At 62.6% G+C, this 12477-nt stretch carries 12 protein-coding genes; 9 read left to right on the plus strand and 3 right to left on the minus strand.

The window, feature by feature from the left end; all coding sequences use genetic code 11:
• Window positions 1-50: 50 nt before the first annotated feature.
• The 3 genes from NKI73_RS08805 to panB form a co-directional block, all read right to left on the minus strand.
• On the minus strand, window positions 51-776 hold the full coding sequence (locus NKI73_RS08805) for a LuxR family transcriptional regulator (protein WP_023776416.1): 726 nt from the start codon (window positions 774-776) through the stop codon (window positions 51-53).
• A gap of 92 nt (window positions 777-868) precedes the next feature.
• The gene (gene panC / locus NKI73_RS08810; RefSeq protein WP_352628616.1) at window positions 869-1732 is read right to left on the minus strand and encodes a pantoate--beta-alanine ligase; all 864 of its coding nucleotides are present in this window, start codon (window positions 1730-1732) and stop codon (window positions 869-871) included.
• The gene (gene panB, locus NKI73_RS08815; RefSeq protein ID WP_352628618.1) at window positions 1729-2589 is read right to left on the minus strand and encodes a 3-methyl-2-oxobutanoate hydroxymethyltransferase; all 861 of its coding nucleotides are present in this window, start codon (window positions 2587-2589) and stop codon (window positions 1729-1731) included. Before panB ends, panC begins: the two co-directional genes overlap by 4 nt.
• Before the next feature lie 170 nt (window positions 2590-2759).
• On the opposite strand from panB, the gene NKI73_RS08820 reads away from it, so the two are divergent.
• From NKI73_RS08820 to bioZ, 9 genes are all read left to right on the plus strand, one after another.
• On the plus strand, window positions 2760-3728 hold the full coding sequence (locus tag NKI73_RS08820; protein ID WP_352604125.1) for an NUDIX hydrolase: 969 nt from the start codon (window positions 2760-2762) through the stop codon (window positions 3726-3728).
• A gap of 67 nt (window positions 3729-3795) precedes the next feature.
• Window positions 3796-4770 carry a quinolinate synthase NadA gene (nadA, locus tag NKI73_RS08825; protein WP_352628620.1) on the plus strand — a complete coding sequence of 325 codons (975 nt, stop codon included), beginning with the start codon at window positions 3796-3798 and terminating at the stop codon, window positions 4768-4770.
• Entirely contained in the window at window positions 4767-6308 is a 1542-nt protein-coding gene (locus tag NKI73_RS08830; protein ID WP_352628645.1) for an L-aspartate oxidase, read from the plus strand. Before nadA ends, NKI73_RS08830 begins: the two co-directional genes overlap by 4 nt.
• The gene (nadC, locus tag NKI73_RS08835) at window positions 6308-7162 is read left to right on the plus strand and encodes a carboxylating nicotinate-nucleotide diphosphorylase (RefSeq protein WP_352628623.1); all 855 of its coding nucleotides are present in this window, start codon (window positions 6308-6310) and stop codon (window positions 7160-7162) included. The genes NKI73_RS08830 and nadC overlap by 1 nt, the downstream gene beginning before the upstream one ends.
• 100 nt (window positions 7163-7262) lie before the next feature.
• Window positions 7263-8261, plus strand: a complete 999-nt coding sequence (gene bioB / locus NKI73_RS08840; protein ID WP_352628647.1) for a biotin synthase BioB — start codon at window positions 7263-7265, stop codon at window positions 8259-8261.
• On the plus strand, window positions 8258-9412 hold the full coding sequence (locus NKI73_RS08845; RefSeq protein ID WP_352628625.1) for an 8-amino-7-oxononanoate synthase: 1155 nt from the start codon (window positions 8258-8260) through the stop codon (window positions 9410-9412). The genes bioB and NKI73_RS08845 overlap by 4 nt, the downstream gene beginning before the upstream one ends.
• Window positions 9409-10044, plus strand: a complete 636-nt coding sequence (gene bioD / locus NKI73_RS08850; RefSeq protein ID WP_023735844.1) for a dethiobiotin synthase — start codon at window positions 9409-9411, stop codon at window positions 10042-10044. Before NKI73_RS08845 ends, bioD begins: the two co-directional genes overlap by 4 nt.
• Window positions 10044-11309: an adenosylmethionine--8-amino-7-oxononanoate transaminase gene (locus tag NKI73_RS08855; RefSeq protein ID WP_352628627.1), complete on the plus strand. Its 1266-nt coding sequence runs from the start codon at window positions 10044-10046 to the stop codon at window positions 11307-11309. The genes bioD and NKI73_RS08855 overlap by 1 nt, the downstream gene beginning before the upstream one ends.
• Window positions 11306-12289 (plus strand): 3-oxopimeloyl-[acyl-carrier-protein] synthase BioZ, encoded by a 984-nt coding sequence (bioZ, locus tag NKI73_RS08860; protein WP_352628629.1) that lies wholly within the window; start codon window positions 11306-11308, stop codon window positions 12287-12289. Before NKI73_RS08855 ends, bioZ begins: the two co-directional genes overlap by 4 nt.
• The last annotated feature ends 188 nt before the right edge of the window (window positions 12290-12477 follow it).

The following is a 12477-nucleotide window of genomic DNA, read 5'->3' on the forward strand; positions in this document are numbered from 1 at the left end:
GCTGACAGCGATGCAGCCTGTAGAGGTTTACAGGTATCGTGGCTGAAGAATCAGGATCTCGTCTGGCCGGAGGCAGCCATTCGTGCAACGGCCTGGTTGATCGTTCGGACGCCGAACTTTGCCTTGGCGTTTTCCAAGTGAAAAGTCACGGTGCGCTTTGAGACGCCGAGAAGCTGGCTGATATCCCAAGCCGACTTGCCGCGCGCCGCCCATTTCAGGCACTCGAACTCCCGCGGGGTGAGCGTTACACCATCCACCACGCGATCATCGGCGAGCCTGCGCCGGACATGGATATGAAAGTTTATGGCCACCAGCTGCAATGCTTTTTCGTAACGTGCCAGTGACCGCAACAGAGGCGGACGGGACTCGTCGGAAGCAAAGGTCAGGGCAGCAAACCGGCCGAGATGATCATGCATGGACATCGTCAGGCCGCCGCAGATGCCAAACTCAGCCGCACTCTCCAGAATTTGTTGCTGCGAATTCGGCAGACAGTGTCGAGCGCGGTCCACACCCCAATCGAATGTATCCCAGCCTTGCAGCCCGCGCAGGATGACCGGATCAAGACTGTGGTACCGCTGTTGCAGATAACGTGATGTCCAGGATGAAGGATAGTTTGAAATCAATTGGGGGGCGTCGCCGGAGGCCGACGGGTAAGTGAAATAGGCGAATAGCGGGAAGTCGAAGCCGGCTGCAGCGGAGGCCATTGCCTCACAGAGATCGGCAGCATCAACACTTGCAGACAGTTGCTCGACGAAGTTCTCAAACACGCGATGCATTTGCCCTGTGCGTAACCTCCGTTCGCTCAATGCCAGGCAGAGACCTTGTTTTAAACGATCCCGGACGGATACGGCGCGTGCCGAGAACGTGGCTAATCTGTTGAACCAATCCGAAATAGTCTGACGTTGTCTATGAGACGTGTGCCGCCGAGCCAGGCCGCGGCAAGCAACCGTGCCGGTCGATCAAAGCTTGTCATCGGGTGCAGATCTGCCTCTTCGCGAAGTTCCAGGTATTCGACCTCGCGATAGCCTGCAGCCAGAATTGCTGCGCGAGATTCTGCAAGCGTTGGCAGGACGGGTGAGCCGCGCCCAAGCCGCTCAGCCGTCTTGAGCAGGACCGATGATAGCTTGGGAGCAACAGCGCGTTGCGCTGGCGAGAGCCGCACATTGCGCGATGATAGCGCAAGACCGTCGGCTTCACGGACTGTCGGACAGGCAACAATGGTGATTGGAATATCCAGATCCCGGGCCATGCGCCTGACCAGGTGAATTTGCTGAAAGTCCTTTTCGCCAAAGAAGCCGAAGTCAGCGCTGGTCTGCAGGAAGAGCTTGGCGACGACGGTCGCCACGCCATCGAAATGTCCCGGCCGGAAGGCACCGCACAGGCCCTCGCTGACACCGGACACCGAAACGGTGGTGGCGAAGCCCGCCGGATACATCTCCTCTGCATCTGGCGCATAAAGCAGGTGCGCGCCAACCGGTGCCAGCTTGGCGGCATCCTCGTCCTCGGTGCGCGGATACGCGGCAAGATCGGCCTGGCTATTGAATTGCTTCGGGTTGACGAAGAGCGTCACGATCACACGGTCTGCTTTCTTGAGTGCAGCGCGCACCAGGCTGAGATGGCCCTCATGCAGGACGCCCATCGTTGGCACCACGGCAATCCTCACGCCCTCGCGGCGCCATGCGGCGACGATTTCGCGAAGCTGGTCAACGCTCCTGACGATCGGCACGCTCACGCTGCTTCTCCGCTCTTGGTGGCGTCCGTGTCGGCGGGCTTGGGCGCATCGGCAAACACGTGCTTGGCGGCCGGAAACTGGCGCTCCTTCACCTCGTGCGCATAGGAAGCGATCGCAGCCGCAGCCGCCTCCCCCAGTTCAGCATAGCGCTTGACGAACTTGGGTCGGAAGTCGCCGAAGAGGCCCAGCATGTCGTCGACGACGAGAATCTGGCCGTCACAGGCTGCCGAGGCACCGATGCCAATGGTCGGGGCCGCCACCTCCCCGGTGATCCGGCGGGCGAGCGCTTCAGGAACCTTTTCCAGGACGACCGCAAAGGCGCCCGCTTCGCTCACCGCAATTGCGTCGCGCCTGATGCGCTCGGCATCCCCGCCCCTGCCCTGCACGCGGTAGCCACCGATGGCGTTGATGGCCTGCGGCGTCAAGCCGACATGAGCCATGACGGGCATGCCGCGTGCGGCGAGGAAGCCGATCGTCTCTGCCATCGTTTCGCCGCCTTCGAGCTTGACGGCAGTGCAGCCGGTCTCCGACATGACGCGCGCAGCATTTCGGAAAGCCTGCTCTGGGCTTTCCTCGTAGGAACCGAACGGCAGGTCGACCACCATCAGCGCCTGCTTGATGCCACGGCGCACCGCCTGGCCGTGCGTGATCATCATCTCCAGCGTGACACCGAGCGTCGAGGGCAGGCCGTGGAGAACCATGCCGACGCTGTCGCCGACGAGCACCACATCACAATGGGGATCGACAAGCCGGGCGACTGGGGTGGTGTAGGCGGTAAGGCAGACGAGCGGCGTCCCACCTTTGCGCGAACGAATATCCGGCGGTGTGATCGCCTTGGTGTCACCAAACGCGCTCAATGGATCCTCCTTCCCCTACGTTACCAACCGCGGGTGTCGCCTTTGGCACATTTCTGTGCAGGTGCGAAGAGCTAAAAATGCCCGTGCAGCTGTGGGGTGTTGACGTGCCGACAGGCGCGCTTACACTAAATCGATTAAGGTCCCCCGAGCTGGCCAAGTAATTCGCGAACATGGACGATCAGGCAATACGACTCAGGAAAGACAGAGCCGCCTTCAAGGCCGACGACGTCAAAGTGGACCTGATCGCCCTTGTCGTCGCCGTAAACGACAGTGAACCCTGTGTCCTCACCATCGGCCAGGCAGACACCTTGCCCTCCGGTCCCTTTGCGCTTGAGCACCGATCGCTGCAATCCGGCTTGAGGGGGTGGGTCGAGCAGCAGACCGGCCATCGGCTGGGGTACATTGAGCAACTTTACACGTTCGCTGATCGGGATCGCATCGGCGCCGAGCGCCAGCAGCGCGTCATCTCCATCAGCTATCTTGCATTGACCCGCAAGGAACAGGCAGCGGGCTCGCCCAAGTGCGGATGGCAGAATTGGTATGAATATTTTCCATGGGAGGACCACCGCTCCGGCACGCCTCCGGTCGTGCTGGACGTTCTGCGACCACGCTTGATTGAATGGGCAAACGGCGTCCGCGATTCGGCCACGCGACGTGAACGCTGGCAGCGGGCGACGATAGCCTTCGGCTTCGACGACCGCCTTTGGAACGAGGAACTCACGCTTCAACGCTATGAGTTAGTCTACGAAGCAGGCCTGGTCCAAGAGGCCGTAAGAGGGCGGGACGCGGCGCCCCCTCCGCTGGTGCCCAGCAAGTCCATGGTCGCCGATCATCGCCGCATCGTGGCGACCGGCATTGCGCGGCTGCGCTCCAAGATCAAATACCGGCCGGTCGTCTTTGAGCTGATGCCGCCGGTCTTCACGCTTTTGCAGCTGCAGCGAACCGTGGAGGCGCTCGCCGGCAGGCTCATCCACAAGCCGAACTTTCGCCGACTGATCGAACAGCAGGAGCTGGTCGAGGAGACCGGAGAGGCCACCACTGAGACCGGCGGCCGGCCAGCGAAGCTTTTCCGTTTCCGCCACGCCGTTCTCGACGATAGGCTCATCGCCGGGACAAAATTGCCGCTGGCGCGGGGTTGACATCCCTTATACTCACAGCAAGTATATGCTGGTTATTTTCAATTAGAGTATAAGCAGGAGGGGGTTGATGAGCGCCATGCTGCCTGCGGCCGCGTTGCTCTACGAGCGCGTCCGGCGAGTGATCCCGCCGATCGAATGGCCGGCTTTCGTCGACGATATCGAGGCGATCCTTGCACTGAAGCGCGAGCGCAACGCCATCATCCTGGCGCACAACTATCAGACGCCCGAGATTTTCCATTGCGTGGCCGACATCGTCGGCGACAGCTTGGCATTAGCCCGCACGGCTGCGACGATCGAGGCGCAAGTCATCGTGCTGGCCGGCGTCCATTTCATGGCCGAAACGGCCAAGCTCCTTAATCCGGACAAGACGGTGCTCATTCCGGATCTCAGCGCCGGTTGCTCGTTGGCGGAATCAATCACGGCAGAAGACGTGCGCTTGATGCGCCAGCGTTATCCCGGCGTTCCGATCATTACTTATGTAAACACGTCGGCCGAAGTGAAAGCCGAGTCGGATATCTGCTGTACATCCGGCAACGCCAAGGCGGTCGTCGAATCCCTGGGGGTTCTCCGGGTGATCATGTTGCCGGACGAATATCTGGCCCAGAATATCGCCGCCCAGACAGATGTGCAGATCGTCGCCTGGAAAGGGCATTGCGAGGTGCATGAGCGCTTTACACCGGCCGACATCCGCGAGTTGCGCGAAAGCCATCCCGGCGTGGTCGTGCTCGCCCATCCCGAATGCCCGCCCGGCGTCGTGGCTGAAGCAGATTTTTCCGGCTCGACGGCTGCCATGTCCGACTATGTCGACAGGCAAAGGCCGCCACGTGTCGTGCTGATGACGGAATGCTCGATGAGCGACAACGTCGCGTTAGCGCACCCAGAGGTCGAGTTCATCCGGCCCTGCAATTTGTGCCCGCACATGAAGCGGATCACGCTTGCCAACATCCGCACGGCGCTCGAGCAGAACCACCATGTCGTAACCATCGAACCCGGGATCGCCGGGCGCGCGCGGCTTGCGGTCGAACGGATGCTGGCAGTTTGAGCGCCGACCTCCGCAGCTTCTTCGGGCGGCCCATCATCATCGGCGGCGGCATCGCCGGACTGATGACCGCGCTTCAACTGTCGCCGGAGCCGGTGCTTCTTCTGTCAAGGTCGCTGCTGGGAGCTGACAATTCGAGCACCTGGGCACAGGGGGGTCTGGCTGCAAGTTTCGGCGAAGACGACGATCCGGCAATGCACCTGGCCGATACGCTTGCTGCCGGGGATGGTCTCTGCGACAGAGAAGTGGCGAGCCGCATCCTCCAAGCCGCGCCCAAGGCCATAGAGGGGCTTGCGGCCTTTGGGGTTCCCTTTGACCGCACGCCGAAAGGATCACTGTGCCTCGGATTGGAGGCCGCACACAGTCGACGTCGCATCGTTCATGCGCATGGGGACGGCACCGGGCGTGAGATCATGCGTGCCCTGATCGCGGCTGTGCGTTCCACTCCGTCGATAGTTGTCGTGGAGGCCGTGGAAGCGCGCCGGCTGGCCGTGCGAGAGAATGCGATCCGGGGCGTCTGGGCGAGCTGTTCGATCGGACCTTTCTTCTTCGGCTCACGGCGGGTCGTCCTCGCCACCGGTGGCATCGGGGGACTGTTTCTCGACACCACGAACCCTTGTGGCAGTTGCGGACAAGGCCTTGCACTTGCGGCCCGCGCTGGAGCTGTCCTAGCCGACCTCGAATTCATCCAGTTCCACCCGACCGCGCTTGACGGCCCAGAACGCCCTATGGCCCTGGTCAGCGAGGCTGTCCGAGGCGAAGGTGCTGCCCTGATCGATGAAACCGGCCAGGCTTTTCTTCAAAGCGTGCCAGGGGCGGAACTTGCGCCTCGCGATGTCTTGGCCCGCGCCGTGTGGAACCATCTTGCGAACGGCCACCGTGTTTTTCTCGACGCCCGACAACGGCCTGGCCCGGCATTCGCTCGACATTTCCCGACAATCGCATCAGCCTGTCGTGGAGCGGGCATCAATCCCGCGCGCGATCTCATCCCCATTCGTCCGGCCCAACACTACCACATGGGTGGCGTTGCCGTGGACAGCTTTGGCAGGACCTCCGTCGAGGGGCTGTGGGCCTGCGGCGAAGTCGCTTCGACAGGACTGCATGGCGCCAACAGGCTCGCCAGCAATTCCTTGACCGAGGCAATCGTGTGCGCCCGCTGGGTCGCTGAAAGTGTCGCCGGAACGCCTGCTCGCAGAACAAGACCTGCGTTTGCGAACGTTTACCCACCGCCCGCTCCGATACCCGTGCGTGTTTTCCTGTCGCGCGCACTCGGCATCGTCCGGGACGGTGAAGGGTTGAAAGCAGCCGCGCGTGCCTTATTGCCGCTCGCCGAAAGCAAGGATGCGGTCTCGGATCCGGCGGCTGTCGGGCTGATGATCGCGGTTGCCGCCCTGTTGCGCGAAGAAAGCCGCGGCGCTCACTACCGGACAGACTTTCCTCATCATGCGACTGTCGCCAGACGGTCCGAAATCACCCTCGAAGCCGCCTTGGCCGCTGCGCGGGAACTCGGACACTCCCCAAGCCTCGAAGGGGCAAAGTGATGAAGCTCTCGCCGCTTCCCACGGTCATGCTTGAGCCGCTTGTAAGGGCAGCTCTTCTTGAAGACCTTGGCAGAGCCGGCGACTTGACCACGCAGGCCATCGTCCCGAAGGAACACCAAGCGGGAACCGTGCTGGCGGCGCGCCAGTCCGGAGTTGTCGCCGGCCTCGATCTGGCGATGCTCGCTTTCCGCTTGATTGATCCTGATGTCGAAATCTCGGTGGAGCGGGCAGACGGCTGCAATGTCATGGATGGAGAGGTCATTGCATCAGTGGTTGGCCCTGCCCGGGCCATTCTCACAGCCGAACGGACGGCACTCAATTTTTTGTGCCATCTGAGCGGCATCGCGACAGCAACGGCATCGATCGTCGCTGCGGTTCGTGGATATGGCGCGAAGATCGTCTGCACGCGCAAGACGACGCCTGGATTGCGGGCAGTCGAAAAGTATGCGGTGCGCGCGGGTGGCGGATCCAATCACCGCTTCGGCCTCGACGACGCAATTCTGATCAAGGACAACCACATCGCCATCGCAGGCGGCGTTCGCCCGGCGCTCGAGCGCGCACGAAGAGGGGCCGGTCATCTCGTCAAGATCGGAGTCGAGGTCGATACTCTGGCCCAGTTGGAGGAGGTGCTTGGCTTCGCTCCCGATGCGGTTCTGCTCGACAACATGTCCCTCGCCGATCTTCGCCGCGCCGTCGCAATCGTTGGCGGCCGTGCTATCACCGAGGCTTCTGGCGGGATCACATCCGATACAGCGCGAGCGATTGCCGCGACCGGCGTTGATCTGATTTCGGTCGGCCGACTCATCCACAGCGCGCCGATCCTGGATATCGGCCTCGACCATCGGGGCTCATGATTGTCTGAGTAACGAACAGGATTTGGTCAACTGTCCTCTCCGATCGTCGACAGTCAGATAGCAAAGACCCCGCAAGACAGACCGGAGGAACAGCATGGACATGCAAACAGCCAGTCCAACGCAGACATCGCCACAGGCTCAATCCCCTGACCCTGGAGCGTGGACCCTGGAGAAGGCTCAGGCACTTCACGATGCCCCCTTCAACAATCTCCTCTTCCTCGCGCAAACCGTGCACCGCCAGAATTTCGATCCTAACAGGGTCCAGCTCAGCCGGCTTCTCAGCATCAAGACGGGAGGATGCCCGGAGGATTGTGGCTATTGCAGCCAGTCGGCGCATCACGAGACCGGCCTGAAGGCGTCGAAGCTGATGGAGGTCAGGCGCGTCGTCGCCGAGGCGAAGAAAGCGCGTGACGCCGGCGCCACGCGTTATTGCATGGGCGCGGCCTGGCGGAACCCCAAAGCGCGCGACATGGATGCGATGGTGGCGATGGTCGAGGGCGTCAAGGCGCTGGGCATGGAGACCTGCATGACGCTGGGCATGCTCGATCTTGAGCAAGCCGCTCGTCTGAAGCAGGCGGGTCTCGACTATTACAACCACAACATCGATACGTCGGAACGCTACTACAGCGAGGTCATCAGCACGCGGAGTTTCGCCGAGCGGCTCGAGACACTCGAGCACGTTCGCCAATCTGGCATCAAGGTCTGCTGCGGCGGCATTATCGGCATGGGCGAGGAGCCGGTGGACCGGATCGACATGCTGGTGACGCTGGCCAATCTGCCGGAACATCCGCAAAGCGTTCCGATCAACATGCTGATTCCGATCGCCGGCACGCCGCTTGCCGATGCCAAGCCCATTGAGCCGATCGAATTCGTGCGCGTGATCGCGCTGGCGCGCATCATGATGCCGAAATCGCATATCCGTCTCTCCGCCGGCCGTATGGCCATGACCGACGAGATGCAGGCACTGTGCTTTTTTGCCGGCGCCAACTCGATCTTCGTCGGCGACACGCTGCTGACGGCGGACAATCCCGGTGAGGACAAGGATAGCCTGCTGTTCCGGCGCCTTGGCATCGAGCCGATGGAACTCGAGGCGCAATGAACGGGGCACCGCTTGCCCGCTATGAGGCGACCTTGCAGGGACTGGCGCGCAAGGACCGGCTGCGGACGCTGAAGCCGCGCGCCGGGCGCGACTTCTCGTCGAACGACTATCTCGGGCTTGCCGCCTCCAAAAGACTTGGCGAAGCGGTTGCGGCGGCGATTGCGCGTGGCACGCCGGTTGGCGCCACCGGGTCGCGGCTGTTGCGCGGCAATGCACCGGAACACGAGCAGCTCGAGGCAGACGCGGCGGCATTCTTTGGAGCCGACCGCGCGCTGTTCTTCGGCAGCGGCTACATCGCCAACTTCGCTCTACTGACGGCGCTGCCGCAGAAGGGCGACCTTTTGGTCCTCGATGAGCTCGCCCATGCCAGCATGCATGAGGGTGCGCAGGCCGGGCGCGCACAGTTCGTGCTGGCCGCGCACAACGACGCCAACGCTGTCGACGATGCGATCACGCGTTGGCGCGCCGAAGGCGGCATAGGATGCGTCTGGATCGCGGTGGAAAGCCTTTACAGCATGGATGGCGACTGCGCGCCTTTGGAGAGCCTGGTCGCGCTTGCCGATCGGCACGGCGCATTCATCGTCATTGACGAGGCGCATTCGACCGGCGTCTGGGGACCGGACGGCCGGGGGCTTGCCGCCGCTTTCGAGGGCCGCGACAACATCGTCGCGCTCCACACCTGCGGCAAGGCGCTCGGCGCATCTGGTGGGCTCGTGACCGGGCCGAGGACACTGTGCGAGTATCTGATCAACCGTTGCCGGCCATTCATCTACGCCACCGCGCCATCGCCGCTGATGGCAGTGGCAGTGCGCGAAGCACTCGCAATGCTCGCCGACGAGCCTATACGGCGTATTCAGCTGCATGAACGCGTTGCCCTCGCCGGCCGCCAGCTGGCCGAGCGCTGCGGCGTGATACCCAGCGGCTCGCAGATCCAGCCCCTGGTAATCGGCGATGTCAGGCGCACCATGGCAGTGGCGGCGCGCCTGCAGGCCCGCGGCTTCGACATACGCGGTATTCGTCCTCCGACCGTGCCCGAGGGCACGTCGCGGCTGCGCATCTCACTGACGCTCAATATCGGCGAAGCCGACATTTCCGCCATGGTCGAGGCGCTGGTCGAGGTGTTGGCCCAAAGATTGCCGGAGGCGATATGACCCAACGCATCGTCATCACCGGAACCGACACGGGAGTTGGCAAGACCGTGTTTGCGGCTGGGCTCGCCGGTTTGCTCGACGGCTTTTACTGGAAACCGGTGCAATCGGGCCTCGACGGCGAGACCGACAGCGAGGTGGTCGCGCGGCTTGCCGGCTTGCCCTCAGAGCGCGTGCTGCCGGAAGCCTACCGCTTGCGGAGCCCGCTGTCGCCGCATCGTTCGGCCGAGATCGACGGCGTGGCGATCAAGGCTGCCGATCTTGCTTTTCCCGTGCTACCGACGCCGCTCGTCATCGAAGGCTCCGGCGGCCTGATGGTGCCGCTTAACCGGCGCACAAGGCTCATCGACATCTTCGCTGAATGGCGGCTGCCCGTCATTCTGTGCGCCCGCACCACGCTCGGCACCATCAACCACACCTTGCTCTCGATCGAGGCGCTCCGCGCCCGATCCATCCCGTTGGCCGGCATCGCTTTCATCGGCGATGAGATGGCCGATACGCAACGGACCATCGTGGAATTCAGCGGTGCGCCGCAGCTCGGCAGGCTGCCGCACCTCGATCTGCTGACCGGCAAGACACTGAGGGACGCAATGATTGCCGGCTTCGCCTTCGCCTCGATTACTGGAGGTGACTGATGTCGCAGTCTCATGTGTGGCATCCCTTCACCCAGCACGCGCTCGAGCCTGCGATCCCAGAAATCGTCCGGACTGAAGGCGCCTATCTCCGCAGGGCCGACGGCGCCCGCATCCTGGACGCCATCTCCTCCTGGTGGGTCGTCACACATGGCCACCGCCATCCCCGCATCATGAAGGCAATCGAGACAACCGCGTCGAGCCTCGACCAGATTATCTTTGCGGGCTTCACGCACGAGCCGGCAGAGCGCTTGGCCAAGGCGCTTGTCGGCCTCGCTCCCGCTGGACTCGACTGGGTGTTCTATTCCGACAGTGGCTCGACCTCGGTCGAAGTAGCGCTGAAGATGGCACTCAGTTATTTCCGCAACATCGGCGCCCCACGCTCGCGCATCGTCGTCATGGATCACAGCTATCATGGCGACACGATCGGCACGATGAGCGTCGGTGCGCGTGGCGTGTTCAACGCCGCCTACGAACCCTTGCTGTTCGAGGTCGACACCATCCCCTTTCCGGCAGCGGGGCGCGAGCAGGAGACGCTGGATCGTTTAGAGGCTGTGACCCGCGATCGACGAGCCGCAGCCTTAATCGTCGAGCCGCTGGTGCTGGGCGCCGGCGGCATGCTGATGTATCCGGCTTCAGTTCTGGCCGAATTGAAGAAGATCACTGAGGCCTCCGGCACGCTGCTGATCGCCGACGAAGTGATGACCGGCTGGGGGCGGACCGGAACCATGTTCGCCTGCGAGCAGGCATCGATCTCTCCAGATATCCTGTGCACCTCGAAAGGCCTGACCGGCGGCGCCATCCCGCTGGCCGTAACGCTTGCCACCGATGCCATCTTCCAGGCTCATTATTCCGAGGACCGGAAGAAGACGTTTTTCCATTCGAGCTCCTACACTGCCAACCCGATTGCCTGCGCGGCAGCACTTGCCAATGTCGAGATCTGGCGGGACGAGCCGGTGGCCGAGCGCATTGCGGCCTTGAGCGCAATGCAGGCCACCGGGCTTCGACGCTTTCGCGACAACAGCTTCTTCACCGACTGCCGGGCGACCGGCACGATCGCGGCGCTCGACCTGCGAACCGGTTCCGCAGGTTATCTCGCCGAGATCGGACCGAAACTGCGCGCTTTCTTCCTCGAGCGAGGGCTACTTGTGCGCCCGCTCGGCAATGTCCTCTACCTTCTGCCACCCTATTGCATCACCGGCGACGAGCTCGAGCGACTCTATGACGCCATTGAGGAGGCGGGCGAACGCTTCGGGTCCAGGCCATGAGCAAGTCGTCGCGCATTCTCGGGTTTGGCCATCATGCGCCTGGGCGCAAGGTGGCGAATGCCGAAATCGAGAGCAATCTCGGTCTTGATCCAGGCTGGATCGAAAGGCGTACCGGGATACGGTCGCGCTTCTGGGCAACCGACGAAGACACGCTGTCTGGTCTTGCCACCCAGGCTGGCGACATGGCGCTGGCGAACGCCGGTATTGCGCGCCACGACATCGGTCTGCTGTTGCTTGCCACCTCGACGCCCGACCATCTTCTGCCGCCGAGCGCGCCGCTGGTCGCACACAAGCTTGGCCTTGGCCGCGCAGGCGCGGTGGATCTGACAGGCGCCTGCGCCGGCTTCATCTATGCGCTGATGTTTGCGGACGGATTTACCCGCCTGCACGGCAAAGCGAGCCTTGTTATCGCCGCCAACATCCTCAGCCGCCGCATCAATCCAGCCGAGCGCGCAAGCTCGGTCCTGTTTGCCGATGCCGCCGGCGCCCTGGTGATCGGTCAGTGCGATGATGCTGATCGGGGCATTCTCGGTGCCTCGGTGGCTTCGGACGGCTCGCGATACGGGCTGATCCAGATTCCCGCAGGAGGAAGCAACAAGCCGTTCCACGGTGACCTCGATCTCGCGCAAACCCGAATGAGGATGACGGACGGCCGCGAAGTGTTCGCAAAGGCCGTCGAGATGATGACCGATTGCTCGACAAGCGCGCTAGCCGCTGCCGGAGTGCGGCCACACGATCTCGGCCGGTTCGTGCCGCATCAGGCCAATACTCGGATTTTCGACGCGGTCGGGAGGAACCTCGGCATCGCGGACCAAGCAATTGTCAAGACGATTGCCGAATACGGCAACTCTTCGGCCGCGACGATCCCGCTGTCGCTCTCGCTCGCCAACCAGACGGAGCCATTCCAGCCTGGAGAGAAAATCCTTCTGTCGGCGGCGGGTGCGGGTCTCAGCGGCGGCGCTCTCGTGGTTGGAATCTAGCCGGCCGGCTCACGCGCGCAGGACTGGTCATGAATGGCAATAGGGCAACAGAACCAATGCCAAAATGGCCTTCTGAAGCTCGACATGATCGAGCTGACGCAGCACGACCCCGTGCGAGCCTCTGGATGAGATCAAATGCATCACCCTTGCATCATTCGTGCCATATGAATAAAGCTCAAATACAAAGG

This window comes from Mesorhizobium sp. M0496 (assembly GCF_040321205.1).
GTDB lineage: Bacteria > Pseudomonadota > Alphaproteobacteria > Rhizobiales > Rhizobiaceae > Mesorhizobium.